This window comes from Mesorhizobium sp. M8A.F.Ca.ET.202.01.1.1 (genome assembly GCF_004791595.1).
Taxonomy (GTDB): Bacteria; Pseudomonadota; Alphaproteobacteria; order Rhizobiales; family Rhizobiaceae; genus Mesorhizobium.
Genome location: NZ_SRUN01000002.1, coordinates 640,240 through 665,656, shown reverse-complemented (window position 1 = coordinate 665,656; position 25,417 = coordinate 640,240). Strand labels below are relative to the sequence as shown.

The following is a 25,417-nucleotide window of genomic DNA, read 5'->3' as shown; positions in this document are numbered from 1 at the left end:
CGGTAGCGGTCTCGATCGGGGAAGCAATGAACAGCAACCCGCCGCGCCTTTTGGCGGGCGGGTTGCAGCGTTGGATCACCGTCTACTTGACCAGGATCGTTGCCCACATTCCATTCATGAAATGACCGGGGATATTGCAAAAAACGGCATAGCTGCCCGGCTTGAGGTCCAGGGTCAGCGATCCGGTTTTGCCTGGATCGAGTTCGGAAACCTCGCCGAGATGGCCGGCCGCATCCTCGTTGACGCGATTTTCATTTTTCACATACGGCAATGCGGTCTTTTTCGCATCCGCGGCCGGCACGACGATCATTTCGTGAACCGTGTCCTTGGACGTATTGCTGACTTTGAAGGTAACCTCGCCCGCGGGTACGACGGTCTTGTCCAGCTTGATGGCCATCGTCGCCATGCTCATGTTTGCCGGCATGCCCATCCCCATCTTGGCGTCCGGGTTCACGGCACCGTCCTTGTCCCAAAGCTTTACGTTGACGGTCGTGTTGGCGAAGGCTGGCACCGACGCCGTCAAGAGGACCAAGACCAGTCCGGACTTGAAAAACTGCATGTTAGAATTGCTCCTGATCGCGTGCGGCGACCCCGCAGCCGATGGTTTTGAAGAATCATTTCCGGTCGCAGCGCCGGCCTAGCGCGGCCAAGCTGACAACAGGCTGACAATGGAGACAGGGCCGGAAGAGGCGACACCCTCCGGCCAAGCCGGCGCATCGAATCTGCTCTGGACATGAGCGGGCCGGCGCGTGCCTAGGTAGTTTCCCGTAGGGACAAAACCGAATTTCGCGACCCGCGGATTCGCGCGATTGCTGTGTCGCGAAACAACCTGGACAACAGCCATGCACGCTTACACCGCCTCCAGAATTTCATTGCCGTCGCATTCTGCTCAGCCAAGCCTGCCAGTGGCCCTCGACTCGGAAACGCAACAGCCGGTCAGCTTCTTTCCCGCCGGTTCGGAGATTTATGCTCAAGGCGAGAAGGCTGGCGCTTTCTACCAGGTCGAATTCGGCGCCGTACGCATCTATCGCCTGCTCGCGGACGGCCGCCGGCAGATTAGCGCCTTCCACCTCGCCGGAGAGACGTTCGGCTTCGAAGGCGACACGACGCATCATTTCTTCGCCGAAGCGATCAATGCCACCGGGGTACGCGCCTTCCGCTTCAGCGCTGGAGCGGACATGTCCCATCAGTTGCTTCCCCTGGCACTCAAGGGCCTGACGAGGGCGCAGGAGCACCTCCTTGTCCTCGGTCGTCAGAACGCCATCGAACGTGTCGCCGCCTTCCTGGTCGACATGATGGAGCGGCAAGGTGGATTGCGGCAGGTGGAGCTGCCGATGTCGCGCATGGACATCGGCGACTATCTCGGACTCACTATCGAGACCGTGTCGCGGGTTTTCACCCGGCTGAAGGATAAGGGCGTGATCCGCCTGCTCAACCTGCGCAGCGTCGAAATCCTCAAGCAGGATGTGTTGCAGACCATGGGCGTATGAGCCCTCCCAAGCAGACAGCGTAACGTCAGCCTCAGATCAGGACCCTGTTGTCATGCACCATACACTTACCACCCACACCGGATTTCGCTTCGAAGTGCGCCGCGCGTACCCTGAGGATGAGCCAACGCTGGCCGAGTTCTTCACCCATGTGACCCCGGACGACCTGCGCTTTCGCTTTCTCGGCGCGGTGAAGGAGGTCTCGCATGAACGGCTGGTCGCGATGACGCGTTCAGACGACGCCCACATCCATAATTTTCTAGCCTTCTCCACCGACGGAATGCTGATCGCGGTTGCAACGCTGGCAAGCGATGCCGCCGATCGAAACGGTGAGGTCGCGATCTGCATTCGTGCGGATCGCAAGCATCTGGGCGTTGGTTGGGAGTTGCTCGCTTATATCGCGAACTATGCCGAAGACCTCGGCCTGGAAGCGATCGAGTCGATCGAGAGCCGCGAGAACCGTGCCGCGATCGAGGTCGAGCGCGACATGGGCTTCACCGTCACGACCGATCCCGACGATGCGACGCTGGTCCTGGTTCGACGGGAGCTGGGGGCGCGATCAGCCGCTTAGCTGCCTTGGCCCCTTGCGGGCCGTTGTGGGCGCGGCAGGTCAAAAGACGAGCATCTCCGCGGCCACAGCGCATTCTTCATCCGCAGGAATGACAAGGACATCGACGCGGGAAGTCGCGTTGCTGGCCAGTTCCTCGCCCTCTCGGTTTCGCTTCTCGTCGAGATCGACTCCAAGCCAGGCAGCGGCACCGCAAATCCTCTCCCGGACCAACGGCGCGTTTTCGCCGATGCCAGCCGTGAACACCAGCGTGTCCAGTCCTCCCATGGCAGCGGCCAGCGATCCAATCTCACGTCCGATCCGATAAACGAAGAGCGCGACAGCCTCGGCGGCGGCGGGATCGTCCGAGGCGATCAACGTCCGCATATCACCCGATATTCCAGACACTCCGAGCAGGCCCGATTGCTCGTAGAGAAGCGTGACCATTTCGTCTCCAGACAGTCGCCGTTCCTGCAGCAAGTGAAGGATAATCCCCGGGTCGAGCGCGCCACAGCGCGTGCTCATCACCAGGCCGTCGAGCGTCGAAAACCCCATCGTCGTGGCGATGCTTCGTCCGGCGGCCATCGCGCACAGGCTGGCGCCACTGCCGAGATGGGCAACGATCGCCCGACCGCCGGCGTGCGCGCCGTATCGGTCACGCAGCTTCGCAGCGATGTGACTGTAGGACAGCCCATGAAAGCCGTAGGAAACGATGCCCGCGTCAGTCATCGCGCACGGCAGCCCGTAGATTTTGGCGAGCTCCGGTCTGGTCGAATGAAACGCCGTGTCAAAGCAACCGACCTGGAGGGCCTGCGGCAAGATTTCAGCGGCCAGCGCGACAATCTCGAGATTGATCCGCTGGTGGATGGGCGCCAGCGGCTCTAGCAGGCGCAGTGCTTTGAGCGTGCGTTCGTCGAGCAGCATCGCTTCGGTGAAGTCACGCCCACCGTGAACGATCCTGTGTCCTACCCTGTCGATGCGGCGCAGGAGATCGTTTTCGGCGAGCACGAATGCAACCGCCGCGAACGCCTTGCCCATACCGATCGGAGCTTCGCCCAAGCTCTTGTCGATCTTTGACCTGCCGGCCGCAGCCTCGACTCGCAGCCGCGGTTGTTGACCGAGAGAGGAGACATTGCCGCGCAGCAGCAGCGGGAGCTCACCGCGTCGCTCGAAAACGGCGAACTTCAGGCTCGAAGAACCGCCGTTCAGGACAAGGATCGCATCGGTCATGAAGCCATCCTATATGTTGCCGTTTCCTTGCGCTTGCGAACGGGCATCCGCTCAATCTGGACGCCTCGGCCCCGCATCGGCATCCTGTTCCCACTTCCACTCAAGGATTTCCGGCATATCCTGCCCTTGGGCGCGAATATAGGCTCGATGTTCAAGCAGCTTGCTGTCCATCGCCTGCTTAACCCCGACCCGCATGCTCTTCAGTCGTGGAACCCAATCTACGACGCTTTGGACGATATGAAAGCGGTCAAGGCCGTTCAGCACCGTCATGTCGAAGGGCGTCGTGGTCGTGCCCTCCTCATTGTAGCCGCGCACATGGATGTTGTCGTGGTTGGTGCGTCGATAGGTCAGGCGATGGATGGTCCAGGGATAGCCGTGATAGGCGAAGATCACCGGCTTGTCGGCGGTGAACAGCGAATCGAACTCGCGGTCCGACAGGCCGTGCGGATGATATTCCTTAGGCTGAAGGGTCATCAGGTCGACAACATTGACCACCCTGATCCTGAGATCAGGAGCCTGTTGCCTAAGGATCTGCACTGCGGCCAGCGTTTCGAGGGTCGGGACGTCGCCAGCGCAAGCCATCACGACGTCGGGCTCAGCTCCATCGTCCGTTGACGCCCAGTCCCAGACGCCGATCCCCGCCCTGCAGTGAACGATTGCCTTGTCCATCGACAGCCACTGCCAAGATGGCGGCTTGCCGGCGACGATGATGTTGATGCGGTTCCAGGTCTGCAGCACATGGTCGGTCACGCACAGCAAAGTGTTGGCGTCCGGTGGCAGGTAGACGCGCACGATGTCCGCCTTCTTGTTGAGGGCGACGTCGATGAATCCGGGATCCTGATGGCTGAAACCGTTGTGTTCCTGATGCCAGACATGGCTCGACAGCAGATAGTTCAGTGATGCGACCGGCCGCCGCCATGGGATATCGCGGCAGGCATCGAGCCATTTCGCATGCTGGTTGAACATGGAATCGACGATGTGGATAAACGCCTCGTAGCAGGAAAACAGGCCATGGCGCCCGGTAAGCAGGTAGCCTTCCAGCCAACCTTGGCAGGTGTGCTCAGAGAGGATTTCGAGAACCCGGCCATCGCGTCCCAGATGAACGTCTTCGCGCAGGATCTTTTCCATCCAGCCACGTTCGGTCACCTCAAACACGTCCTGAAGGCGGTTCGAGGCAGTCTCGTCAGGGCCGACGATCCGGAAGTTCTTCGAAGCCTCGTTCAACTGCATGACATCTCGCAAGAAACTGCCCATGGCCCGCGTCGACTCGGCCTTGATGGCGCCGGGGCGCTCGAGCGCAATGGCGTGGTCATGCAACCCGGGCAGTTCGAGAGACCTGCGCAGCAGGCCGCCATTGGCGTGCGGGTTTGCACTCATTCGTTTCGTTGCCTGGGGTGCCGTGGCACGGATCGCGGCGACAGGAGCGCCGGCAGCGTCGAACAGCTCCTCGGGCCGGTAGCTTTTCAGCCATTCCTCGAGCAGCTTGAGATGCGCGGGGTTTTCCGCAAGGCCTGACAAGGGAACCTGATGCGAGCGCCAGAAGCCCTCGGTCTTCAGGCCGTCGACCTCTTTCGGGCCGGTCCAGCCCTTGGGGCTGCGCAACACGATCATCGGCCATTTTGGTCGTGACGCGGTCGCCGCAGGTCCGTTGCGTGCGGCATGCTGGATAGCCTGGATCTGATCAAACGCATCGTCGAGAACGCTCGCCATCCGCTCATGCATCAGAGCCGGCTCGTCGCCTTCCACGAACAGCGGCTCATAGCCGTAGCCAGCAAACAGCGCGCGCAATTCGTCTTCGGGAATGCGAGCCAGAATGGTTGGATTGGCGATCTTGTAGCCGTTCAGATGCAGGATCGGCAGCACCGCCCCGTCGCGCGCAGGGTTGAGGAATTTGTTGGAATGCCACGCGGCTGCCAGTGGTCCGGTTTCAGCCTCGCCGTCACCGACGATACAGGCGACCACAAGATCCGGATTGTCGAAAGCCGCGCCATAGGCATGCGAGAGCGAATAGCCCAACTCGCCGCCCTCATGGATCGAGCCGGGCACATCTGGTGCTGCATGGCTCGGGATACCGCCGGGAAACGAAAACTGCCGGAACAGCTTGCGCATCCCCTGCTCGTCCATTGCGATGTCGGGATTGAGCTCGCTGTAGGTGCCCTCCAGATAGGTATTCGCCACCATTGCCGGGCCGCCATGGCCGGGGCCGCAGACATAGATGACATTCGCGTCCCTGAGCCGGATCGCGCGATTGAGGTGCGCATAGATGAAGCTTAAGCCGGGCGACGTTCCCCAGTGGCCGAGGAGACGCGGCTTGACGTGCTCCAGCCGCAACGGCTCGCGCAGCAGCGGATTGTCGAGCAGGTAGATCTGGCCAATCGTCAGATAGTTGGCAGCGCGCCAATAGGCATCGATGTCCTGCAATTCATGCTCGGAAGGCTGGCTCGATTGGGCGAGAGAGGTGTGTTGGGTCATGTCTGGCTCCATTGCCTCTTGGTGCATCTCGCCGTACCGCGACATGCGCCTGTGCCATCGATCTGCAGTGAATGGACACAAACGCTTCCCGCGCTGTTTGGTTCACGGTCAACCGGCCACCGGCACCTAAGGACTTGCGATAACTGCTGTTCGTGACATCAGTAGTAGCGCTGGATCGCGCACGCTTTGATCCACCGCAAAAAAGGCGAGAGAGCGGGGTCGGCCGGTTCGACGCAACCCACAGCCAAAATCTGCGCTGTCACGACATCTGCCTAAGATTGTCCAGGTGTCTGTTGGCGGCCCAGGATCGAACGACGTCCAGCCCCGCGGCGCGATGCCGCCAATCTTCATTCTGCGGCCTGGATCGGCGGCTCTCGGCCGGGTTATGCCAGAACGATTGATCGCGTCGCCCGCTCGGCTGTGGACGAGACCCGCGACCTTTACGACAATGCCTGCGTGCTATTAGCGCTCGCCGCCCTTTTCGCAGCCACGGACCGCATCGCCTATCGCAAGCAGATCGAAATTTTGCTCACGGCCATCGACACCACTCTCGCCGATCCGGCGGGCGGCTGGGCCGAGGACGAGCATGGGACGTTGCCCCGGCGGCAAAATCCACATATGCATCTGTTCGAAGCCTGCCTGGTGCTTGCAACGAAAACGCGGGACGCTTCGCATCGCCGCCGCCTGGACGGGCTCTATACGCTGTTCCTCGAACAGTTTTACAATCGGGGCGCGGGTCCCTTGTGTGAATTCTTCGGGCCGGCTTGGGAAAGAGGCCCAAAACTCCAATCCGAAAGGCTGGATCCCGGCCATATGTGCGAGTGGACCTGGCTATTGCATCGATATTCCGACGCTTTCGATCCAGGCACAGATCACCGCGCTGCTGAAACGCATCTGCCGCGACAGGGGAACCGCCGTGATGCTGGTTACCCACGACATGGGCGTGATCGCGGAAACCGCCGACCGCGTGGCGGTAATGTATGCCGGGCGCATCGTCGAAATCGGGCCGGTCGATGACATCATCCGCCGGCCGCAACATCCCTACACGCGCGGATTGATCGGCTCGATCCCGAGCCTGGTGACGCGTCACGAGCGTCTCGTCCAGATTGACGGCGCGATGCCGCGTCTGAATTCCATGCCGCCCGGCTGTGCTTTCCATCCGCGCTGCGTTCTGGCGGATACGCGCTGCCGTACCGCTCTGCCGCCCTTGCAGAAAAACGTTTCCGGTATGGCTGCGTGTTGGACCCTTGCCGCCGGCAATGCCGTGGAGGCGGCATGACAAACGCGCTCACCAAGCCGACGCTGCGGGTCGACGACGTCGCTTGCTTCTTCAATGTCTCGCCCTCCTGGTTCGACCGCACGGTGATGCGCAAGCCGCAACGCACGCTCAAGGCGGTCGACGGCCTGAGTTTTGTGATCCCGCGCGGCACCACGTTTTCGATCGTCGGCGAATCCGGCTGTGGGAAATCGACATTGGCGCGCCTGGTGGTCGGACTGTATCAGCCGACGCGCGGCAGGCTTTCGTTTGCGAACGGCAGCGGTCGCGATGGTTTGGTGCGCACCCAGATGATCTTCCAGGACCCCTTCGCCAGCCTCAATCCGCGTTGGCGCGTCGGCGCCATCATCGCCGAGCCAATCAAACAAATGGGTTTGCGCCCCTCGGGCGCGGAGACGCAGACACGCGTCAGACAATTGCTGGAGACGGTCGGCCTTTCCGGTCAGGATTCCAACCGCTATCCGCACGAATTCTCCGGTGGCCAGCGCCAGCGCATCTCTATCGCCCGGGCATTGGCTGCCGAACCGGAGTTTCTGGTCTGTGACGAGCCGACCTCGGCTCTCGATGTGTCGGTGCAGGCGCAGATCCTCAATCTGCTCAAAGACCTGCAGCGTGAACTCGGCCTCACCTATTTGTTCATCAGCCACAATCTGGCGGCCGTGAGGCACGTGTCGGATCGTGTCGCCGTCATGTATCTCGGCCGGATCGTGGAGGAAGCCGCAACCGATGAAATCTTCGAACGGCCGCAACATCCCTATACGCGCTTCCTGCTCGATACCGTGCCCAATCTAGATCGCCCAAACCGCGATCGCGTGCCGGCGACAGTCGACCTGCCGAGCCCGATCGATCCGCCGCCTGGCTGCGCCTACAATCCGCGCTGTCCGCTGGCCACCGATACCTGCCGGACTGACGCACCCGAATCCCGCCCTGTCGGCGGCACGTTGGTGCGCTGCCATCATGCGACCCTCTAGCGCGATGCGCGTTGAGCAGGATCAAAGCAGTCGGGATCATCGCCGCATGGAAGTGAGGTAACGCCTTGCGTATTCTCATCGTCAATCCCAACACAACCGCCAGCATGACCGCGACGATCGCCAGGGCTGCATCCGCGGTGGCGGCGAGCTCGACTGAGATACTCGCCGCCACATCCGGCATGGGCCCAGCTTCGATCGAAGGTTATTACGACGAGGCACTGGCGGTACCGGGTCTGCTTGATGAAATCGCAGGCGGCGAGCGCAATGGGGCTGACGCTGCGGTGATCGCCTGTTTCGACGATACCGGCCTTGATGCTGCACGAGCACTCGCCACCATTCCCGTTATCGGCATCTGCGAAGCCGCCTTGGTGACCGCAGCTTTCATCGCCCAGCGTTTTACCGTGGTGACAACCATGGATCGCTCCCGGGTACCGCTAGAAGCGCTGGTGCAGCGCTACGGGATGCAAAGCAAGGCGAAGGCGCGCGCGGCCGACATTCCGGTACTGTCGCTTGAGGATCCAGCATCGGACGCAAAATCAAAACTCAGGAGCGAGATCGCCCGCGCACTCTCTGAGGATCGCGCTGAGGCGATCGTACTCGGCTGCGCCGGCATGGCCGACCTTATGGATGAGCTGCGCCGCGAATACGGCGTGCCCGTGATCGACGGCGTGGCGGCTGCGGTGAAACAGGCCGAGGCGCTAGTGGCGCAAGGGTTAAGCACGTCAAAACGGGGGGCATATGCCTATCCCTTGGCGAAACCCTATGCTGGCGCGCTTGCATCCTTTGCTCCGGCAGTTTTGGCACCTGCGAACACTGACCACGTCCTCAACAGTGTGACGGGCTTTTACCCCAAGGGAAACGCTTCCGGTTGATTCAGAATCGGTTTGCCGTCGACCAACCGTGCAACCATTCGGTGGCATAAAGCAGGCGATACATTGCCTCCTCGATACTCTTGACCGGCCCTGGACATATCGTGCGATACGGACTGCCAGCGCTCCCGTGTTACCTGGCATCATCCCGTCGAATGCGGCCTCGCCGAGCTCAAGCGGTTCCACGGGTGATGACCCGCTTCGAGAAATAGGTCAAGCCGCGTCGATAGACGCGGGATGCCTGAACGTCCGTTTCTGACATTCCGAGCCTCGAAGCCGCAAGTCTGCTTACGGGAAGAGTTTCGGGCGCCGGCAGGCGTACGAAAGTCCCCGAGGAAGGAACCCGCGGGCCACAAGTCGATGGCTATGGGGATTTCGATCTGCGGCTGATGTCGGCGATGGCGCGACCGCCGCTTGGAAGCGCAGGGGTGGATGCGGACAGGCCGCTTCGTTGCGCCTCCGCGCGGTATTGCCGACCCGAGATGCGGTTGGGTGTGGCCCTGTCGACATCGATAGTCACCGTGGGCGCGCGGGTCCGTTGCCGGAGGCGAAGCGCCTGCGGCTGAAGGCTCGACCATTCCATGCCGGGTCATGGCGTGCTGCTCCCGCTCGACCGGGAACCGTGTCAATTTTTTGAAGTGTCCGTGATAATTTCCAGCTTGAGATCAAGCAAATGAAGGACGCCCGCCGTTGCCAGTCTGAATGGTGGTTCTCGCTTGGAAGGACCGCGCTGCATTACAGTCACAGACACGAACCAATGAAGGGCGCACGGCGAACGCCCGCTGACTGAAACCGCCAGAAATACGTCAGTCGAAGCAGCCATCCGCGTGATCATTTGCAAGAAGGACTAGCGTGCGAAATCCGGAGGCGAATCGGGCCACATAATGCTGATGGAACAGGATCATGGCCAAGCGTAGAGGGTGACGATTTTGGTCAGCCTAACCAAGTGCCCAGGGACTAAGCTGCCCTTGAACGACGGTCTCTGAGCGCAAAGGAACCCGCCTATTTGCACGCCGTTGCACGCCGCAACTCTCCGACGCGCCGACTGCACTTACAATCGTTCCCAACTTCGTTCAGATCAATCCTGTGTTTTGCCAGGAGATCGAAAGGGGTCTATCTAAACCAAACAGCGAAAGAGGCGATCGCGCCGGAAATGGTTCGGCAAACCACGCTATTGCCGCCTAACCCCTATTCCCACTCGATTGTTTGTAACCCGGCTAGGCCATTGATCTAGCTTGGTTTTTTCTTGCTTGCGAAGCAAGAAACCCGACGCATGGCCCGTCAAAAAGTTACGCTTTTGATTTTAAAAGGAAAATTGCCGCAAAAAATATTTGGAAGTTTCACCAACTATCGGGACCAATCGGGCGATTTTTCTCACCCTACGGCACTCGACTGCGTACCAAAGCCATCCCGAAAAGTACCGTCACCGCCCTAAGTAGCGCATTTTCAGATCGCAAGCGCAATACTTTTGGTAGGCTCGGAGGATGTCTTGCACGATTCGACAATTGGAACCTGGGTCAGCGAGGGGCGGAGCGCCGATTGACGAGTTTAATCGCCCCCCTGTCAGTGATAGTAAATATCCAGGCGATTGCAGTCTCTGACCGACATAGCGATATCCCAGGCGACTTTCGCTCGCGTTCCCGCAGAGCGTCGCGCCACCGCCTGGGCACGCGCCTGAGCCTTCGCAGAACCCCATTTGTCTACCAAGCGCGTCGCTATCGCCTGCACTTTGGTCTCATACAAAAGACGTTGCTGTAGGTCGCGTAGCTTGATGCGAGGCCTCACACGGGCTCCAGTTCAGTGATGGTTTTCAGGCTCCGTGCCTGGCTTTGATAAAACAGTCAGGGAAACACCGGCTGCTGGTCCTTCCTAGAAATCTCCCCGTTGGTGTTGTTCCCCAAAGAAGGAATTGATCTGCGGGCCACGAATAGCAGCGCCGACCAGTCCCTTCGTTATCCCTTGATCGAACCGGCCATCAGACCTCGCAGGAAATACCTGCCAGCGAACACATATATCGCCAGAGTGGGCAGCGCGGTCATGATCACCGAAGCCATATCGACATTGTAGGCTTTGACGCCCGTCGTCGTGTTCACGACATTGTTTAGCGCCACGGTGACCGGAACATTTTCGCCCGACGTAAAGGTCGTGCCGAAGATGAAATCGTTCCAGATGTTGGTGAACTGCCAGATGATCGACACGACGAAACAGGGAACCGAAATCGGCAGGATGATGCGCCAAAGAGTCTGGTAGAAACCGGCGCCGTCAACCCGAGCCGCCTTAACCAGATCCGACGGCAGCGACAGGAAAAAATTCCGGAAGAACAACGTGGTGAACGGAATGCCGTAAACCACATGGACCACTATGAGTCCGGCCATGGTGTTGGCGACGCCGATAGCGCCCAGGGTCCGCGCCATTGGAATCAGGATGATCTGGAATGGAATGAACACGCCGAACAGCAGGATCGCGAAAATCAGATCCGCACCGCGGAATTTCCACTGTGTCAGTGCGTAGCCATTGATCGCCCCAACCGCCGTGGAAATCGCGACGGAGGGCACGATCATCACCACGGAGTTGATGAAGAAATCCCTGAGGCCGGCGCAGCGCAATCCTATGCAAGCCTCGGACCACGCCTGGCGCCAAGGCTCAAAGGTAACACGCCGCGGAAGCGAAAGGATCGATCCGTTGCGGATATCGTCAAGGTCCTTCACGGAAGTCAGGACCACGACCAGCAGCGGCATAAGATACACGGCTGCGAAGAGGATAAGGCAAACATAGATAAAGATGCGGGCGACTTGATGCGACGCGCCTCGCTGCAGGATGATGGCATCAGCGCTCATTGCGGTTGTTCCTGATGTCGATATAAAGATAGGGAACGACGATCGCAGCCACCGTCATGAGGATCATGATGGCGCTGGCCGCACCCACCGCCATCTGATCGCGCCCGAAGGTCTGGGTGTACATGAAGGTTGCTGGCAGATTGGTGCTGTTTCCGGGGCCGCCTGACGTCAGGGCGACGACGAGGTCGAAGCTCTTTACGGCCTGTTGCATCAGGATGACGCCGACGGTCATGAAGGTCGGCCCAAGCTGAGGTATGATGATGCGCCGATAGATTTCCCTCGCCCCTGCCCCGTCGAGCCTTGCAGCTTTGACGAGATCCTCATCGATGCCCCGCAACGCCGCCAGGAACAGGGCCATTACAAAGCCCGAAGACTGCCACACGCCGGCGATGACCAAGGTGTAAATCGCGTATTCGGTGTTGACCAGCCAGTCGAACCTGAAGCTTTCCCAGCCCCATAAATGGAGCATACGCTCCAATCCGAGACCCGGATTGAGGATCCACTTCCACGCCGTCCCGGTGACGATGAAGGACAGCGCCATCGGGTAGAGATAGACGGTCCTGAGGAAGCCTTCCGCGCGGATCTTCTGGTCGATCAGGATCGCCAGAGCGAGACCGATTGCCGTCGAGAAACCAATGAACAGAAAGCCAAATATAAAGATGTTGGACACGGCGATCTGCCATATCGGATTTGACCAGAGACGACCGTACTGGGCTAATCCGACAAAGCTGTAGTTCGGCAGCATTTTGGAAGCAGTAAGCGAGATCACGCCGGTCCAGACCATGAAGCCGTAGATGACAACCAGCACGATGACCACCGACGGAGCGAGCGCCAGTTGAGAGGCGTTCTTGGCCAGCCACAGCCGAAGATCGGACTTTGGCGCGCTACGGTCGGCGAAAGCGCCTGCATCGGGAAAACTCATCGCCACAGTATGGCCTTTCTGCATGCTCCGGATAACGGCCCCTGCATGCGGCGAGGGGCGGTTGCGGCGCGATATGCGAAGTAGTTGAGGCAACGCCTCCGAAACTCCGGTTCGGGGGCGTTGCTTCGGCTCGATTGCTGCTACTCGGCCGACTTCAACCCGGCCACGAGTTGATCGATGGCCTGCTGAGAGGTCATCGTGGGCGTTTCGAAGAAGGTCGAGACCACGTCGAGGAAGACGCCGGTCTTGGTAGCTCCTGTCGCAGCATTGTGCGTAAGCGACGGAAGCGACGTGTTGGTCTTCTGCGCTTCGGCGCGATCGGCATAAGCCGCCTTGCCGCAGAAATCGAACTTGTCCATCGAAACGTCCACACGCGACGGGATCGACCCTTTCTTGATGTTGAAGGCCTCCTGGAAATCCTTGTCGAGAATGGCGGACGCCATCTCCATCTGGCCCTTGACGCGGTTTTCGTCCTTCGTCGTGAAGAAACCGAAATTGTCGGTAAGCCAGACGTAATTGCCCTTGGTGCCGGGCGCCGGCGAACAGCCATAGTCGACATTCGGCTCCATCTTGGCGAGCGACAATTCGCCCTTTGCCCAGTCGCCCATAATCTGCATGCCGGCTTCGCCCTTGATCACCATCTGGGTCGCCAGGTTCCAGTCGCGGCCGGGGTAGTTCTTGTCGACGAATTTGTTCATGACGCGAAGCTGGTCGAACACCTTGACCATCGTTTCGCTCTTGATCGCGTCCTGATCCTGCTCGATCAGCGCCTTGCGGTAGAAGTCAGGACCGCCCAGGCCAAGCACAACGTTCTCGAACAGATCAGCTTCCTGCCAGGGCTGACCGCCAAGGGCCAGTGGCGTCACACCCGCGGCCAGCAGCTTTTCGGAGACCTGATTGAATTCGTCCCAGGTGGTCGGCGGCTGGACGCCGGCCTTGTCGAACACCTTCTTGTTGTACCAGAGCCAGTTCGACCGATGGACATTGACCGGCACGGCGACGGTCTTGCCGTTGTACGATATAAGCGGCACCAGTTCCGGAGCGATAATCTTGGCCCAGTCCTCTTTTTTGGCCAGATCGCTGAGATCGGTGAGCACGCCCTCGGCAGCCCAGGCCTGAACCTGCTGTGCGTGCATCTGCGCAGCCGAAGGCGCGGTATCGGATGCGATGCGCGCACGAAGGACCTGTACCATGTTCATTCCGGTGCCCCCGGCAACCGGAGAATCCGCCCATGTGACGCCACGCTTTTCGAGCAGCTGTTTCAAAACGTCCAGACCTGCCGCCTCACTGCCGCTGGTCCAGTAGTGCATGACTTCAACGTTTTCTCCCCCGGCAAACGACATCGTTGACGATGCCGACAACATGATGGAAGCAATGACAAGACTACGTGTGATCATCTGAATTCCCCTGTTTAGTTTTCTGACAATTTTCGATCTCGATCATCAATTCAAAGCCTGCAGCCGACGACATTGTGTTTCGTCGACACAGGCATTGCTTGATCGGGACGTTTCCCGTTCTGGCCTGACTTCTATCGGCTCGGTCAATGTGCTCGCATTGCACCCGCGAGCCGCACCCTCCAGTTGGCAACAAATGTCTGACCATCATGTTTATATATTACATATCTGTCAACAATTATGGCTCACTAAAATGGCCTCAGCCGCAAATTTTCGGAGGGCTACAGAGCCAAAATCCCGTTAAAATGCTGAATTTATGAGATAATTCAGAAAATATTGATTTCCTCAGCCCGCCTGCCTTTCTACAAGGCTTGTTGACAAACTAGCATGATGTCAGACAATTGCGCAATCGTGCCGCGACACTGAGCTGAGCGTCCGCGGAAACCAACAGGGAAGGAAACAGGATGGTCGATACCGTTGTCTGGGGTCTGATCGGCGCAAGCACGATCGCACGCGAGTGGATGGTGGATTCCATCCGCAAACATCCGTCCGGGAAGGTAAAGGCGATCGTCAGTTCGGATTCGGACAGAGCCAAGGCCTTCGCCAGCGACAAGGCTATTGCCGCCAGCTATGCGTCAGTCGAATCCATGCTTGCGGACCCTGAAATTACCGCCGTCTATATAAGCACGACCAACGACCGGCACGTGCCGGACGCCTTGGCCGCAATCGAGGCCGGCAAGCACGTGCTGTGCGAGAAACCCTTGGCACTGGAGATCGCGGACGCCCAGAAGATCGTCGATGCGGCCCGAAACAAGGGCGTCGTTCTGGCGACCAACCACCATCTTCGGAACATGGAGAGCCACCGCGCCATCAAGAGCCTGATCGACCAGGGCGCGATCGGAAAGGTGAATTCGATCCGCGTCTTCCACGCCGGGGAACTTCCAGACAGCCTGAAGACCTGGCGGCTGCACGACAAGGCTGCCGGCGGCGGCGTGATCTATGACATTACCGTTCACAATGGCGACCTTCTTCGTTTTTACCTTAACGCCAACCCGATCAGGATATCGGCCATCGCCGCGACCTCCGGAACAGGCTCGAAACGTATCGAGGACAGCGTGATGTCGGTCTGGGAATTTCCAGGCAACATCCTGGTTCAATGCCATGACAGCTTTGTTGTCGGTCACGGACCGCGTGGCGTCGAAGTGCATGGCAGCGAGGGCAGCATCCTGGGTATCGACGTCATGTCCCAAGCACCCGGCGGCCGCGTGATCCTGCGCACGAAGGACGGCGACCGCGAAATTCCACTGGAACTGAAAGTGACCTATGACAGGGGCATCTCCGATTTCATCGCGGCCATCCAAAACAGGGGCAAGCCCTCCTCGTCTGGCGACGATGGCGTCTGGAGCCTGAAGCTGGCAAAGGCGGTTGCCGAATCGGCAGCGACAGGGCGAACGATTTCGATAGAACAGACCTGAATCTGGGTGACCGCATCATGCTGACCATTCCTACACTGGGCCACGCCGACGCGGAGCGCGCGATCAGGGTTATCGCTGATTCAATCCTGGCCGATGGAAAATGCGCAGTCATCGCCGTGGTGGATCAACAGGGCGAATTGATCGCCCTGTCTCGCCTCGATGGCGCACCCTATCCATCCATCCTGATCGCAGCCAATAAGGCATGGACGGCCGCACGCGAGCGCCGGCCCTCGATGGATGTAGGGCAGGCAGCAAGAGCGCCAGGCGCGGGCTTTGACATGGGCTCCTATGGCGACAGCCGCTACACCGGCTTTGGCGGCGGGCTTCCTGTCATTGTCGATGGAAAGGTGGTCGGGGCCGTCGCGGTCAGCGGCCTTTCCACGCAGGAAGACATCGATCTGGCAAAAAAGGGGGTGGACGCGATCTTGCAGGGCTGACTTAGCCGCGAGCTGCAGCCATCGTATCCCTACGGCTTTCCAAAGACCGTCCCCAGTTCCTCGACCTGGGCGTCGGTAAGATAGCGTAACTTCATCGATCGCAGCAGGATGAGCAGTTTGGCAGTCTCTTCGAGTTCCTCGGCGGCGAACACTGCGGATTCCAGATCCCTGCCCGCGACGACAGGTCCATGATTGGCGAGCAGGACCGCGGCAAATCTCCCGCCCAGATCATCGATCAACTTGCCCGCCTTTTGGTCTCCAGGCCTGACATAGGGAAGAATCGGAACCTGCCCGACCCTCATGATGACGTAGGGCGTCAGCGGAGGAATGCAATCGTCAGGGTCGACGTCGGCCAGGCATGAGAGCGCGGTGCAGTAGGTCGAATGGAGATGGACGACTGCGCCAGTCGACGGCCGGCTTTCGTAAAAGGCGCGATGCAGGAAGACCTCCTTTGACGGTTTGTCACCGGATATGTGGCGCCCATCCCGGCCGATCTTGGAAATCCTGTCCGGGTTGAGCGATCCTAGGGAGGAATTGGTAGGAGTGATGAGAATGCCGTCTTCCACCGCACAGGAAATGTTCCCCGCCGACCCGACGGAAAAACCGCGGTCGAAAAGCGACTTTGCCAGCCTGACAATGCTGGCCCGAACCTGTTCTTCGCTAGTCATCGTCCCGCCATTCGTTGAAGTGCCTTGGAAAAGAAGTCGAGCGATCCGAAGTTGCCGGATTTCAGCGCAAGTGCCATGGGAACCGGTGCTGCCACTGAAAGTACAGGCACGCCTGGATCGATTTCCATGCCAATCGCGACGCTATCGACTGCCAGCGCGCTGACGACCGCGCCGGAGGTTTCACCGCCAGCGACGACCAGCCGCCGAACCCCGGCATCGACGAGGTCGCGGGCAGCATCGGCAAACAATCGATCCAGTCTATCGGCGACCGCCTGCCGGCTGTACCGGGCTTGCGCCGCTTCCACGTCGGCCGGCGTGGCGGATGAGTAGGCAATGGGCTCGCGCCCTATGTTTGCCAAGGCGAATGCCACGATGTCACGCCTGGTCATCGTCCCGGCCATCACGTCGTCGACCGCCACCGCGAGGCCGGGATGTGACTGAAGGTGGAAGTCGATCTGCCCGCGCGTCGCACTGGAGCAACTGCCGGCAAGGATCGCCTCGGGACCGTCGACGTTCGATTTCTCGGGCAGCGCACCCGAAGCCTTTTCCTGCGCTATGAAATTGGCGGGCAGGCCGAGAGCGATACCCGATCCGCCGGTTACAAACAGGCTGTCCCGGACGGCGGCGCCTATCGCAAGCAAATCCGCATCGTCGATGGCGTCGACAATCGCCAGCACCTCGCCGCTTGCAGCCGACGCCCTGAGCGCATTCGCGATCGCGTCGCTGCCCGCCTTGACCGTAGGCCAGGCGATATGACCGACCGGAGTTGCGCACTGCTGCTGGAGCCAACGCCTCAGGTCCGGGTCGGTCATCGGGTTCAGGGGATGATGCTGCATGCCCGATTCATGAAGAAGCCGACGTCCGACAAACAGATGGCCCTGATAGACGGTTCTGCCCGCTGTCGGGAACGCAGGACAGGCGACGACGCCCCTGACCGAAAGCGCCTCTGCGATCGCCTCTGCGACCGGCCCTATATTGCCCTCCGGCGTGGAATCGAAGGTCGAGCAGTATTTGAACACGAACTGCTCACATCCCTGTTTCCGCAACCATGCAAGGGCTGCCAACGACTGGTCGATTGCCTCCTCGGCCGGAACAGACCTGGTCTTCAGCGAAATGACGCCGGCCTCGATGTCGGGCTTGGCATCTCGCACCGGAACGCCGAGAAACTGGGACGTCTTGAGCCCGCCCTGGCCGGGAAGGCCCTTGGCGATCGTGTTGGCGATATCGCTCGCGCCGGTAAAATCGTCGGCGATGACACCCAGAAGCATGAGGTACTCCGCGAGACCAAAATTCGTGAAATGAAGGCAGCGACGCCCGCTTCTAGTAAATCGCGTCGACGCCGGCCTTGTTCACGTCAGACGGCTGTCGACCTCGCGCCGCGGCGCAAGACTTTGCGATGAGGTCAGAGGCCAATAGAGCCTCGCGTTGCGTAACCTCCCGGTGGGTCAGGAGGCGCAAGCGCCCTGCCTTCACCGGCGAGATGCGCACGCCGCTTTCGAGCAATTCGGAATGCAGGTAGTCCACGTCGAAGTCAGCTTGGGGCAGATTGACAAACACGATGTTGGTATCGACGGTGGATGGATCGACATCCAGGCCGGCGTCTCTCAATCGTGTGGCCAGAAGTTTTGCGTTCTGGTGATCTTCCGCGAGGCGATCGACCATAGTGCGTAGCGCGACCCGCCCGGCCGCGGCTATCACCCCGGCCTGACGCATGCCACCACCAAGAATCTGCCGCCACCGCCGGGTCTGCTCGATGATCTCGGAACTCGCAGCAACGACCGCACCGAGCGGGCAACTCAAGCCCTTGCACAGGCAGAACGTGGTCGTGTCCACAGGCTGAACGAAATCGCTGACCGATCTGCCAAGGGATATGGCGGCATTGAAGATGCGCGCGCCATCGAGATGGACATTGAGGCCGCTTTCATGGGCGATGCCAGCCAGAACGGAGAGATCCTCCGGGCTCATGACCCTGCCGCCGGCCGCATTGTGGGTGTTTTCAAGGCAGAGCAAGCTTGCAGGTGCGCTCAGCCGCGACTGCCCCACGGCGATGGCGTCCGCGAGCGCCGTCGGGGAGATCATGCCGCCTATTCCCTGGACGGGGCGTGGTGTCAGACCGGCGATCGTCGACGGCCAGCCGCTTTCCTTGATGTGGATATGCGCGGCCGCTTCGAGGATGATCGAGGTGCCGCGCGGCGCCAGCGCCATGGCTGATACGACATTTCCCATCGTGCCGCTGATCACCAGCATCGCACTTTCGACGCCAAGCAGATCCGCGACCTCCGCCTCGAAGTCGAGCACGGTCGGATCGTCGCGGAAGAAATCATCCCCGAGCTCGGCGCGCGACATCGCCTCGATCATTTCAGGGGTCGGAGTGGTGACCGTGTCGCTGCGCAAGTCGATCATTTTATTGGAAGCCTTCATGTTGTCTAAGCTCCCCATGCGCGGCCGGGCTGGAGATCCCGAAGCGCAGCGATGAACCCGATGCGGGGACTGGTCAGGATCGGAACCTCGGTCTTGCCGACGAGGGGCAATGCGGCAGCCATCGAGGCCTGTGCCAGCACAACCACGTCGGCGTCGAGAGTGGCTGCGGTGATGCCCTCCGCCACCGCTTGGAGATAAGCATCGATGTTGCCGCTCAGAAAAAGCTGTCTCGCTCTGTCGAGCACGACGGAATCGATATCGGGCTTGCGTCCTGCGGCCCTGGCTTCCGTCTCGATCAGCGCAGCGGTGGGGGCAATCGTGGTGCCGAGCGTAGCCAGGACCAGAATGCGGCTCGCAGTCCTGACGCTTTCGCGAGCCATGGGCCGGTCGATGCGCAACACAGGCCTGTCCGATGTCGAGTTGGCGACGTCGGCGGCTGCCCCGATCGTGGAGCAGGTGCAGATCACGGCATCCGTCCCCAGCCGGAACTCCGCCAGCATGGCTTCGGCGGCCGCGGCTATGATCTCGGGCGTGGCACTGCCGCACTCGATCGCCGACTTCAGCAGATCTTCCCGCACCGTGTGCTTCAGCGCTATGCCGGCACCGAGCTCCTTCGCAAGTCCGTCGAACACAGCAACCAGCGCAGGCGCCGTATGAAACATATGAAGGATCAAGGGGCGGGCTTGGCTCACAGTCACCCTCTCAATCCATGCTGACGGAGTACCTGGGCAGCGTGTCCGATTTCGATCGGCGGCTGTGTCGTCTGTTCCCGCCTTCCAAGGATGGCATCCGCGCCGCGCTCTCCGATCATGATGGAGGGGGCGTTGGTATTGCCGCTGACAAGCGTCGGCATGATCGATGCGTCGATGACCCGCAGGGCGTCGACGCCACGCACCTTCAGGTCCTTATCGACGACTGCCATATCGTCGCTTCCCATCTTGCAGGTACCTGCCGGATGGAAATCGGTCTTGGACCATTGCCTTATGTACTCGGTGATTTGCTGGTCCGAGCGCACATCTTTGCCGGGCAGATGCTCCGCCTTGTAAAGTCTGCTGAAACTTGGCTGCGACAAGATTTCACGCGCCAGCTTGAAGCCTTCGATGCTGTGTCGAAGATCATTCGGATTGGACAGGAAATCCGGGTCAATAAGAGGATCGTCCATGGGATCTGTCGATGCCAGCGTCACCTGGCCGCGGCTTTCCGGGCGAAGATAGGCGGTGTTCAATGTCATGCCATGCCCGGCAACGCGCACGCGGCCGTGATCGATTACATAGGCCGGCAGGAAATGCATCTGGATGTCGGGCCAGTCATGGTCGCCGGTTGTACTGACAAATGCGCCGCCCTCACACACATTGCTGGTGAGCGGACCGGTTCCAAACATCAGGAACTGCAGGCCGTGCCAGGCGGCCATCAGGCCCCGGTCATGGCCGTTGTAAGACGCGCGCTCCTTCAGGCTGACGCAGCAATATACATCCATGTGGTCCTGGAGGTTCTTGCCAACGCCTGGCAGGTCGACGACCGTATCCACGCCTGTTTGGCGCAGTTCCGAAGCTGGTCCGATTCCCGAAAGAAGCAGCAACTTCGGCGAATTGATCGCGCCGGCGGAAACGATGATCTCACTGCCCGCCCGAACAATCGCGGCGCGATTGGAACCTGGTGCGAGATAGGTGACCGACCGTGCCCGGCCATGTTCCATGCCAATCCTGGTGACCCGCGTTTCCGTCACCACGGTCAGGTTTGGCCGTGACAAGTTTGGGTAAATGAAGGCGGCAGCCGTGCTGCTGCGGCGAACGGCTCGCTGCGTCACCTGATAGTAGCCGACGCCATACTGCTCACGCCCATTGAAATCCGGGTTGTGATCGAACCCTGCCTCCTGGGCCGCGCGGACGAATTTCCGGGTCAGATCTATCGGCAGGCGCTGGTCCGAAACTCCCATCGGCCCATCGGTGCCGTGGAAAGCGTCGGCAAAGCGCTCATTGTCTTCCGAGCGGCGGAAATAGGGCAGCAGATCGTCATAGCCCCAGCCGTCGTTACCCTGCTCACGCCAGGAATCGTAGTCTTTCCGGTTGCCTCTGATGTACACCATCGAGTTGACCGAACTGCCGCCGCCGAGAAGCTTGCCTTGCGGGAACAGAAGCTTCCGGTTGTTGAGGTGCTTCTGCGGCACCGTCGACCATTCCCAGCGCACCTTGTTGCCTTGCAAGCGGGAATAGCCGGCCGGCCAGCGCACCAGCGGTGTATCGTTCCTGGCGCCGGCTTCCAACAGCAGCACCGTCACGTGAGGGTTCTCGCTCAGGCGGGAGGCGACCACACAGCCGGCTGAACCGCCGCCGACAACGATGTAGTCATATTCGGGCTTGATCGTCGTGTCAGGCATTGGGGGCCTCAATCGCCTGTCCAATCCAGCGACGGCCATAACCGCCGCTGCGTATCTGGACTGTTTTAATGTCTGTGAATTCCTCGACGCCAAGCCTGCCGACTTCACGACCGATGCCGCTTTCGCCCACGCCGCCGAAAGGAAGCTCGGCCGGGCCATCGAGATAGGTGTTGACCCATACAGTGCCAGCGTTGAGCGATTGCACCGCCTTCATCGCGTGCGACACATTTCCGGTCCAGATGCCAGCGGACAGGCCGTAGACGGACTCGTTTGCCAAAGCGATCGCGTCCTCCAGCGTCTCGAATTCGAGGATCGATACGACCGGACCAAAAATCTCTTCCCGCGCTATGCGCATATGCGGTCGCACGCCGGTGAAGACCGTAGGGTGGATGAAATACCCACCATTCTCTTCCCGGTGTGTGCCGCTCAGCGCCAGTGTCGCGCCCTCCGCCTTGCCGACGGCGATGTAATCGACGATCTTGTCGTACTGATCCTTGTTGATGATCGGTCCGAGCAGCATACCGTCAGCTTGGGTATCTCCCACCGTCACCCGCGCGGCGCAATCGACGAATTTCCGGATGAATTCCGCCGCGATGGAGGACTGGAGCAGAAGTCTGCTGCCCTGGTTGCAGGATTGACCTGCATTGAGAAATGCTCCGTGCAGAGCAGCGTCCAGCGCATTGTCCAGATCGGCATCCGCCATGACGATGTGCGCGTTCTTTCCACCCAATTCCAACGACACCTTCTTCATGCCGTCAGCGCCGACCCGCATGGCATGCTTGCCCACTCTGGTGGAGCCGGTAAACGAGATCATGTCGATGTCGGGATGACGCAGTAGCAGATCCCCACAGGTCGCCCCCGACCCGGCGACGATGTTGAGGACGCCGTCCGGCAGGCCCGCCTCTTGAAGGATTTCGCCGAGCAGCAAAGTCGTCGCGCTGGTCAGTTCGCTTGGCTTGACCACCGCAGCGCAGCCGGCGGCAAGCGCGAATGGCAATTTCTGGCTGATGATGAGAAACGGGAAGTTCCAAGGCGTGATGATGGCAGCGACACCGAGCGGCGCACGCACCGTCGCCGCGAAATAACAGTCGCCGAGTTGGCCAAAACTATCGCCAGTGACGGAGCGCGCTTGCGTTGCCGCATAGTCCCAAAGCATTGAAGAGCGTTCTATTTCGACGCGGGCCTGCTTTGCGGGCTTGCCGCTTTCGGCCATTTCGAAAAAAGCGAGTTCATCCGCACGACGTCGGATGATATCGGCCGCTCTCGCGAGAACCGCCGAACGCTCTGCTCCTGTCGCACCGGCCCATTTCGTCCTGAACGCTGTTTTTGCGGACAAAACAGCCATGTCGACGTCGGCTACCGTAGAATCGCGAAATCGCGAGACCAAGGCGCCATTGCTTGGATTGCGACGCTCGATTTCGCGCCCTGACGCCTGACGCCAGCTGCCATCTATCCAGTTGTCGAAATTTCTTGTCGTCGTAAATGTCATGTCAATTTCCGAAACAATTCTGAATTCCTTCCGGCCCTGCTGTCCCACGGCCTGAACTCCATAGGCGCGCTATCCGCCGGCTCCCAGCACGTCGACAATGCTGCCCATTGCAAAGCCGCATCTCCGGCGCCTTATCCCGCCCGCCCCAGCCACTGCGTCAAGAGCCGGTCACATCAACAGTCATTTGAATTTACATATTTGTCAATTGTGATTCTGTTTGTCATGCGAAATTCACCGAAAAATCGCCCGTCGAAATCAAAAAAATCTGACTGAAAACGTCGCGGCTTTCAAATAAACTCAATGTTTTCAATGCAATATTATAAAAATTCCAGAGCGATCGCTTTTTCACGGCGGCTTCCTCGCGAGCGGAGATACCGGATTGACATAGCTATATTAGTCAGACAATGTACCTTCAACTCCATTCCCAAGGTAGGCTATGAACGCGCAAATCAACCGTGTGTCCGTCGACATCGGCGGTACCTTCACAGATGTCGTGCTGGAAATAGCCGGCGAACGCTCTTCCACGAAAGTGCTGACGACGAAACGGGCACCCGAGGAAGCGGTGCTGGAAGGAGTCGAAAATCTCCTGGAGCAGAAAGGGCTGTCATTCGCCGACCTCGATCTGTTCCTGCACGGAACGACGCTGGCGACGAACGCCATCATCGAACGGCGCGGGGCGAACACAGCCCTTGTGACCACCGACGGTTTTCGCGACACGATCGAGATCGGCTCTGAAAGCCGTCACGACCAATACGATATTTTCATCAAGAAGCCTCAACCCCTTGTAGGCAGGAAACACCGGTTCGTCATAGGAGAGCGTGTCGCCGCCGATGGTTCGGTGCTGAAACCGTTGCCTGAGGACCAGGTGGCAGAACTCGGCAAAACGCTCAAAACGGCCGGCATCGAAAGTGTTGCCATCTCGTTCATCCACGCCTACGCGAACCCGGCACATGAGCTCAAGGTTCGGGAAGTTCTGTCGGCCGCCTTACCGGACGTGACGTTCTCACTGTCCTGCGAAGTCTGCCCGGAAGTTCGGGAGTATGAGCGTACGTCAACCACCGTGGCCAATGCCTATATCCGCCCGATCATGGCCGGCTATCTCGGCCGCCTGAAGACGGAACTTGCCCGTCGTGGGCTGCGCGCTCCCCTGCTGCTGATGACGTCGGGTGGTGGGCTGACGACCGTCGACCAAGCGGCAGCATTCCCGATACGACTTGTGGAATCAGGCCCGGCCGGCGGCGCCATTCTTGCTTCCAAGATCGCCGGCGACTGCGGTCTGAAGGAGATCGTGTCCTTCGACATGGGCGGCACCACTGCCAAGCTTTGCCTGATCGACAACGGCACGCCCCTGAAGTCCCGCAGCTTCGAGGTCGACCGCACCGAACGGTTCCTGAGAGGCAGCGGCCTTCCGGTTCGCATTCCGGTCATCGAAATGGTCGAGATCGGCGCCGGCGGCGGTTCCATTGCCCAAGTCGACAGCCTTGGTCGGCTGACCGTCGGGCCGGAAAGTGCGTCGTCGGAACCAGGTCCGGCGTGCTACAATCGCGGCGGCCATCGCCCCACGGTCACGGACGCCGATCTGGTTCTTGGCCGCATCGACGCCACGAACTTCGCCGGCGGCAAGGTCGGACTGCGCCGCGACCTTGCTGAAAAGGCGTTGGGCGATCATGTCGGTTCCCCGTTATCCCTAAAATCGGTGGTCGCTGCCTCGGCCGTGGCGGCCATCGTCGAAGAAAACATGTCGAACGCCAGCCGCGTCCATGCCGCGGAACACGGCAAGGACCTGCGCAAACGCGCCATGATCGCGTTCGGCGGCGCTGCGCCGATGCATGCGGCCCAGCTTGCCCGTAAACTCGGCCTGGAAAAGGTCATCGTGCCGATAGGCGCGGGCGTTGGCTCAGCCATCGGTTTCCTGGAAGCGCCGCTGGCCTACGAGATCGTGCGTAGCCGCCACAGCCGTCTTGCCGACGTGAACGACGGTGTCATCCACGACCTCATCTTGCAAATGCACGCCGAAGCCATTTCCGTGGTCGAGCCGGCGGCAAACGGGCGCCCCGTCGAAATGCGCACGTCGGCATTTCTGCGCTATGTCGGTCAGGGCCACGAACTGGAAGTCGACCTGCCGCTTGATAGATCGGCCAACATCGATCCCACCACGCTGCGCCAGCGTTTTGAAGAACACTACAGCGCAGTGTTTGGACGCTTCCTGGAGAACCACGCAATCGAGATCCTGACCTGGGCGGTCACCGCGACGGCGCACCAGCCCTTGCGCGAGACGCTGAAGGAAGTTCGACCACCGAGCGCCAAGCCAAAGCCGAGCGGCTGGACGGATTTTGTCGATTTCGACGGCAAATCCGTCAAGGCGCCGGTCTATCTGCGTGCCGATCTTGGCAGCGGCCATTCGATCGCCGGCCCCGCTGTCATTACCGAATCCGAGACCAACACGGTGGTGCCTGCGCATTTTGAAGTGGCGGTCGACCGGCTGGGCCATCTTGAACTCACCAATACCGCCATCGGCGTTGCGGCGGCCGCGGAATAATGGAGA

The 25,417-nt window shown here is 60.1% G+C and carries 20 protein-coding genes and 1 pseudogene; 8 read left to right on the top strand and 13 right to left on the bottom strand.

All coding sequences use genetic code 11. The features are described 5' to 3' along the window. Positions 1–82: 82 nt before the first annotated feature. On the bottom strand, positions 83–511 hold the full coding sequence (locus EN845_RS07895) for a plastocyanin/azurin family copper-binding protein (protein WP_245464307.1): 429 nt from the start codon (positions 509–511) through the stop codon (positions 83–85). Positions 512–842: 331 nt separating this feature from the next. Between EN845_RS07895 and EN845_RS07890 the strand changes: the two genes are divergently transcribed. Together EN845_RS07890 and EN845_RS07885 are read left to right on the top strand one after the other, a co-directional pair. After that, positions 843–1,490, top strand: coding sequence for a helix-turn-helix domain-containing protein (locus EN845_RS07890; RefSeq protein WP_127277193.1), 648 nt, complete (start codon positions 843–845; stop codon positions 1,488–1,490). 52 nt (positions 1,491–1,542) lie between these two features. Then, the gene (locus EN845_RS07885; protein WP_127277196.1) at positions 1,543–2,058 is read left to right on the top strand and encodes a GNAT family N-acetyltransferase; all 516 of its coding nucleotides are present in this window, start codon (positions 1,543–1,545) and stop codon (positions 2,056–2,058) included. 39 nt (positions 2,059–2,097) lie between these two features. Here EN845_RS07885 and EN845_RS07880 read toward each other — a convergent pair whose 3' ends face one another. The 3 genes from EN845_RS07880 to EN845_RS36065 all read right to left on the bottom strand — a co-directional run bounded on the left by EN845_RS07880 (position 2,098) and on the right by EN845_RS36065 (position 6,549). Continuing rightward, complete coding sequence (locus EN845_RS07880; protein ID WP_127871011.1) at positions 2,098–3,264, bottom strand: acetate/propionate family kinase; 1,167 nt, start codon at positions 3,262–3,264, stop codon at positions 2,098–2,100. Between the two features lie 51 nt (positions 3,265–3,315). Then, the gene (locus EN845_RS07875) at positions 3,316–5,736 is read right to left on the bottom strand and encodes a phosphoketolase family protein (RefSeq protein WP_127871010.1); all 2,421 of its coding nucleotides are present in this window, start codon (positions 5,734–5,736) and stop codon (positions 3,316–3,318) included. A 462-nt stretch (positions 5,737–6,198) separates the two neighbouring features. Continuing rightward, on the bottom strand, positions 6,199–6,549 hold the full coding sequence (locus EN845_RS36065; protein WP_245511684.1) for a hypothetical protein: 351 nt from the start codon (positions 6,547–6,549) through the stop codon (positions 6,199–6,201). Between the two features lie 25 nt (positions 6,550–6,574). Between EN845_RS36065 and EN845_RS36060 the strand changes: the two are divergent. From EN845_RS36060 to EN845_RS07860, 3 genes and pseudogenes are all read left to right on the top strand, one after another. Continuing rightward, a pseudogene (locus tag EN845_RS36060) lies at positions 6,575–6,928 on the top strand (oligopeptide/dipeptide ABC transporter ATP-binding protein); the annotation flags it as partial. 83 nt (positions 6,929–7,011) lie between these two features. Then, a complete protein-coding gene (locus EN845_RS07865) occupies positions 7,012–7,983 on the top strand; it encodes an oligopeptide/dipeptide ABC transporter ATP-binding protein (protein ID WP_127871008.1) in 972 nt (323 codons plus the stop codon). Between the two features lie 65 nt (positions 7,984–8,048). Continuing rightward, positions 8,049–8,855, top strand: coding sequence for an aspartate/glutamate racemase family protein (locus EN845_RS07860; protein WP_127871007.1), 807 nt, complete (start codon positions 8,049–8,051; stop codon positions 8,853–8,855). A gap of 1,949 nt (positions 8,856–10,804) precedes the next feature. On the opposite strand, the gene EN845_RS07850 is transcribed toward EN845_RS07860, so the two are convergent. The 3 genes from EN845_RS07850 to EN845_RS07840 all read right to left on the bottom strand — a co-directional run bounded on the left by EN845_RS07850 (position 10,805) and on the right by EN845_RS07840 (position 14,008). Continuing rightward, positions 10,805–11,689, bottom strand: coding sequence for a carbohydrate ABC transporter permease (locus EN845_RS07850; protein WP_127871006.1), 885 nt, complete (start codon positions 11,687–11,689; stop codon positions 10,805–10,807). Next, positions 11,679–12,635, bottom strand: a complete 957-nt coding sequence (locus EN845_RS07845; protein ID WP_245511672.1) for a sugar ABC transporter permease — start codon at positions 12,633–12,635, stop codon at positions 11,679–11,681. Before EN845_RS07845 ends, EN845_RS07850 begins: the two co-directional genes overlap by 11 nt. Before the next feature lie 116 nt (positions 12,636–12,751). Continuing rightward, on the bottom strand, positions 12,752–14,008 hold the full coding sequence (locus EN845_RS07840; protein ID WP_210235358.1) for an ABC transporter substrate-binding protein: 1,257 nt from the start codon (positions 14,006–14,008) through the stop codon (positions 12,752–12,754). A 461-nt stretch (positions 14,009–14,469) separates the two neighbouring features. Here EN845_RS07840 and EN845_RS07835 point away from each other — a divergent pair, with 461 nt between their 5' ends. Together EN845_RS07835 and EN845_RS07830 are read left to right on the top strand one after the other, a co-directional pair. Next, positions 14,470–15,480 (top strand): Gfo/Idh/MocA family oxidoreductase, encoded by a 1,011-nt coding sequence (locus EN845_RS07835; RefSeq protein ID WP_127871005.1) that lies wholly within the window; start codon positions 14,470–14,472, stop codon positions 15,478–15,480. Between the two features lie 17 nt (positions 15,481–15,497). Beyond that, the gene (locus tag EN845_RS07830) at positions 15,498–15,917 is read left to right on the top strand and encodes a heme-binding protein (RefSeq protein ID WP_127871004.1); all 420 of its coding nucleotides are present in this window, start codon (positions 15,498–15,500) and stop codon (positions 15,915–15,917) included. 29 nt (positions 15,918–15,946) lie between these two features. On the opposite strand, the gene otnC is transcribed toward EN845_RS07830, so the two are convergent. Genes otnC through EN845_RS07800 form a run of 6 tightly spaced genes read right to left on the bottom strand, consistent with a single transcriptional unit; the run spans position 15,947 to position 22,872 of the window. Then, positions 15,947–16,585, bottom strand: a complete 639-nt coding sequence (gene otnC, locus EN845_RS07825; RefSeq protein WP_127871003.1) for a 3-oxo-tetronate 4-phosphate decarboxylase — start codon at positions 16,583–16,585, stop codon at positions 15,947–15,949. After that, a complete protein-coding gene (gene otnK, locus EN845_RS07820) occupies positions 16,582–17,853 on the bottom strand; it encodes a 3-oxo-tetronate kinase (protein WP_127871002.1) in 1,272 nt (423 codons plus the stop codon). Before otnK ends, otnC begins: the two co-directional genes overlap by 4 nt. 52 nt (positions 17,854–17,905) lie before the next feature. After that, positions 17,906–19,006: a GntG family PLP-dependent aldolase gene (locus EN845_RS07815; protein WP_167531286.1), complete on the bottom strand. Its 1,101-nt coding sequence runs from the start codon at positions 19,004–19,006 to the stop codon at positions 17,906–17,908. 5 nt (positions 19,007–19,011) lie between these two features. Beyond that, positions 19,012–19,668 carry an aspartate/glutamate racemase family protein gene (locus tag EN845_RS07810; RefSeq protein ID WP_210235357.1) on the bottom strand — a complete coding sequence of 219 codons (657 nt, stop codon included), beginning with the start codon at positions 19,666–19,668 and terminating at the stop codon, positions 19,012–19,014. Positions 19,669–19,700: 32 nt separating this feature from the next. Then, entirely contained in the window at positions 19,701–21,383 is a 1,683-nt protein-coding gene (locus EN845_RS07805) for a GMC family oxidoreductase N-terminal domain-containing protein (RefSeq protein WP_127871000.1), read from the bottom strand. Further along, the gene (locus tag EN845_RS07800) at positions 21,376–22,872 is read right to left on the bottom strand and encodes an aldehyde dehydrogenase family protein (protein WP_127870999.1); all 1,497 of its coding nucleotides are present in this window, start codon (positions 22,870–22,872) and stop codon (positions 21,376–21,378) included. The genes EN845_RS07805 and EN845_RS07800 overlap by 8 nt, the downstream gene beginning before the upstream one ends. A 436-nt stretch (positions 22,873–23,308) precedes the next feature. On the opposite strand from EN845_RS07800, the gene EN845_RS07795 reads away from it, so the two are divergent. Then, positions 23,309–25,411: a hydantoinase/oxoprolinase family protein gene (locus tag EN845_RS07795; RefSeq protein WP_127870998.1), complete on the top strand. Its 2,103-nt coding sequence runs from the start codon at positions 23,309–23,311 to the stop codon at positions 25,409–25,411. Positions 25,412–25,417 lie beyond the last annotated feature (6 nt).

Bases quoted from the DNA above. Each gene is read 5' to 3' on its own strand.
- EN845_RS07890 (WP_127277193.1), top strand. From the start codon at position 843: ATGCACGCTTACACCGCCTCCAGAATTTCATTGCCGTCGCATTCTGCT.
- EN845_RS07885 (WP_127277196.1), top strand. From the start codon at position 1,543: ATGCACCATACACTTACCACCCACACCGGATTTCGCTTCGAAGTGCGC.
- EN845_RS07880 (WP_127871011.1), bottom strand. From the start codon at position 3,264: ATGACCGATGCGATCCTTGTCCTGAACGGCGGTTCTTCGAGCCTGAAG.
- EN845_RS07875 (WP_127871010.1), bottom strand. From the start codon at position 5,736: ATGACCCAACACACCTCTCTCGCCCAATCGAGCCAGCCTTCCGAGCAT.
- EN845_RS36065 (WP_245511684.1), bottom strand. From the start codon at position 6,549: ATGGCCGGGATCCAGCCTTTCGGATTGGAGTTTTGGGCCTCTTTCCCA.
- EN845_RS07865 (WP_127871008.1), top strand. From the start codon at position 7,012: ATGACAAACGCGCTCACCAAGCCGACGCTGCGGGTCGACGACGTCGCT.
- EN845_RS07850 (WP_127871006.1), bottom strand. From the start codon at position 11,689: ATGAGCGCTGATGCCATCATCCTGCAGCGAGGCGCGTCGCATCAAGTC.
- EN845_RS07845 (WP_245511672.1), bottom strand. From the start codon at position 12,635: ATGCAGAAAGGCCATACTGTGGCGATGAGTTTTCCCGATGCAGGCGCT.
- EN845_RS07840 (WP_210235358.1), bottom strand. From the start codon at position 14,008: ATGATCACACGTAGTCTTGTCATTGCTTCCATCATGTTGTCGGCATCG.
- EN845_RS07835 (WP_127871005.1), top strand. From the start codon at position 14,470: ATGGTCGATACCGTTGTCTGGGGTCTGATCGGCGCAAGCACGATCGCA.
- EN845_RS07830 (WP_127871004.1), top strand. From the start codon at position 15,498: ATGCTGACCATTCCTACACTGGGCCACGCCGACGCGGAGCGCGCGATC.
- otnC (WP_127871003.1), bottom strand. From the start codon at position 16,585: ATGACTAGCGAAGAACAGGTTCGGGCCAGCATTGTCAGGCTGGCAAAG.
- otnK (WP_127871002.1), bottom strand. From the start codon at position 17,853: ATGCTTCTGGGTGTCATCGCCGACGATTTTACCGGCGCGAGCGATATC.
- EN845_RS07815 (WP_167531286.1), bottom strand. From the start codon at position 19,006: ATGAAGGCTTCCAATAAAATGATCGACTTGCGCAGCGACACGGTCACC.
- EN845_RS07810 (WP_210235357.1), bottom strand. From the start codon at position 19,668: ATGTTTCATACGGCGCCTGCGCTGGTTGCTGTGTTCGACGGACTTGCG.
- EN845_RS07805 (WP_127871000.1), bottom strand. From the start codon at position 21,383: ATGCCTGACACGACGATCAAGCCCGAATATGACTACATCGTTGTCGGC.
- EN845_RS07800 (WP_127870999.1), bottom strand. From the start codon at position 22,872: ATGACATTTACGACGACAAGAAATTTCGACAACTGGATAGATGGCAGC.
- EN845_RS07795 (WP_127870998.1), top strand. From the start codon at position 23,309: ATGAACGCGCAAATCAACCGTGTGTCCGTCGACATCGGCGGTACCTTC.